The sequence below is a fragment of the Dellaglioa sp. CoH-56-MRSF-10 genome (genome assembly GCF_056782175.1).
Window position 1 is genome coordinate 1 of the sequence record NZ_JBXAYF010000014.1, and the last position, 1,818, is coordinate 1,818.

General features: G+C 33.3%; 1 protein-coding gene and 3 pseudogenes. 3 read left to right on the forward strand and 1 reads right to left on the reverse strand.

The genetic code is table 11. The features are described 5' to 3' along the window. A pseudogene (locus AC1RP4_RS07550) lies at window positions 1-182 on the reverse strand (plasmid replication initiation protein); the annotation flags it as partial. 113 nt (window positions 183-295) lie between these two features. On the opposite strand from AC1RP4_RS07550, the pseudogene AC1RP4_RS07555 reads away from it, so the two are divergent. The 3 genes and pseudogenes from AC1RP4_RS07555 to AC1RP4_RS07565 all read left to right on the forward strand — a co-directional run. Further along, window positions 296-709 (forward strand): annotated as a pseudogene (locus tag AC1RP4_RS07555) (IS30 family transposase); the annotation flags it as partial. A gap of 153 nt (window positions 710-862) precedes the next feature. Then, window positions 863-1,186 (forward strand): DMT family transporter, encoded by a 324-nt coding sequence (locus AC1RP4_RS07560; RefSeq protein WP_047916691.1) that lies wholly within the window; start codon window positions 863-865, stop codon window positions 1,184-1,186. Between the two features lie 183 nt (window positions 1,187-1,369). Further along, a pseudogene (locus AC1RP4_RS07565) lies at window positions 1,370-1,573 on the forward strand (GNAT family N-acetyltransferase); the annotation flags it as partial. Window positions 1,574-1,818 lie beyond the last annotated feature (245 nt).

Below are 1,818 nucleotides of genomic sequence, written 5' to 3' on the forward strand. Positions count from 1 at the left end.
TTTTGTTTTTTATCCTGTTTATTTCTAATAGCGTTAAATGTTCTTCTCAATGAAACTGTGATGTCATGTTGCAAATCCTCGTAGTTATCTAAAAAGATAGTTGTTGGTTTTCCTGTTTGTTGAGTAATAAATGTTTCACTTGCCTTTTTAGCATTAAAAATAATCCCAATCATTTTTTCCATTTTCTTTGGATCATTTGCAGACCATAAAGTTAATTAGTTTATGGTCTGCAAATGATCCTGCTCTTATACTAAAAAGATGGACTATTTTTCTACCAGAAGTCAAGTGTTTCAATGCATTTAGGTTGTTTTATGAGCGTTATGGCAAAGCTGTGCGTACTATAACAGCCGACAATGGTTCTGAATTTATCTCATGGGACTTTTTAGAATATGTTCAAAAAGAGCTTAAAATTAAGCTATACTATGCCACACCGTCATCACCACAACAACGTGGTTCAAATGAAAACAGAAACCGTAAGCTACGTGATTGGTACCCTAAAGGCACGTCATTTAAAGATGTGAAACAACGACAATTAGATGAAGTAGCTTCAAAAATGAATGCTATGCCATTGAGACAGGCACTTGACGGTAAACGACCTATGGTAGTCTTTGAGCAGGAATATAAAGCCATGCAACGTTACCGTAGAGCTTATGAAAAGCGTAAACAACGTATGCTTGAAGTTAAAAAACAAGAATTCGAGAATAATTAAAAACGACATTGCAATTAAGCGGAGTAAATTGTAAAATTGTATAATAAAAAATATACGAATAGCTGGGTTGTGGCTAGCTAAAAAACGCCGACTAATGAATTTTTTCATTTTTGGCATTATTTTCGTTATAAAAAAAAAGGTAGGTGTAATTTAATGGGATATATATTTTTGGGGCTCGCGATTCTAGGTGAACTCTTGGGAACGAATTTGTTAAAAGCTTCAAACGGATTCAGTTCGCTTTGGGAAACTGTGGGGTCTTTAGTTTCATACGGTGCAAGTTTTTATTTTTTAGCATTAGCTATGAAAACTATAAACTTGAGTGTTGCTTACGCTTTATGGGCTGGCTTAGGAATTGTATTGACAACTGTTTTGGCAGTAGTCGTTTGGAAAGAATCTATTAATCTGAGCAGCGTCTTAGGAATTGTATTAATTTTGTCAGGAGTTGTCATTTTAAACTTGTATGGTCCTGGTCATTAAACCAAAATAAAAAACGACTAGCTGTATAAATATTATAATAAACAAAAGGCACCTGGTGTGTCTTTTTATTATGCTTAGAATATAAATATTTGAAAACGGGTTAATTAATTGAAATATTTGATATAATAGTGAGTAATTTGATTGCTAAAAGCCTTTGCGTAGACGTTCCAAAAACGTGTACGCAAAGGGTTAGGGCAACGGTTACTCGATGAAGCGAATCGTTATGCTAAAACGAAACAAAAACGTTATTTACGTTTGACTGTTTATGAAAAAAATTATGCAGGCATTCGTTTTTATGAACGTCATGGATTTAAAAAAATCGGGATAAAACATTTTCCTTTAGGAAAACAAGATCGTATTTGTCCGATTTTAGAAAAAGAAATCTAAAAAAACGTCCTCACTTTTGATGTTGAGGACGTTTTTTTAGACTGGTAATGTAACCATAATTCGCTTTCCTTTTTGATAAACCGCTAATTCTGTCACACCTGTTGCTTTTAAAGTTTCTCTATGGCTCTTATATGAGCTAATGTAGCCATTTTAACTTAATGATTGCAGGTATTCGCTGTACCACACTTCAAAAGTATTTCTCATTGCGCCAAAAATGTAATTTTCAGGATTAACTTTTTGTTTTT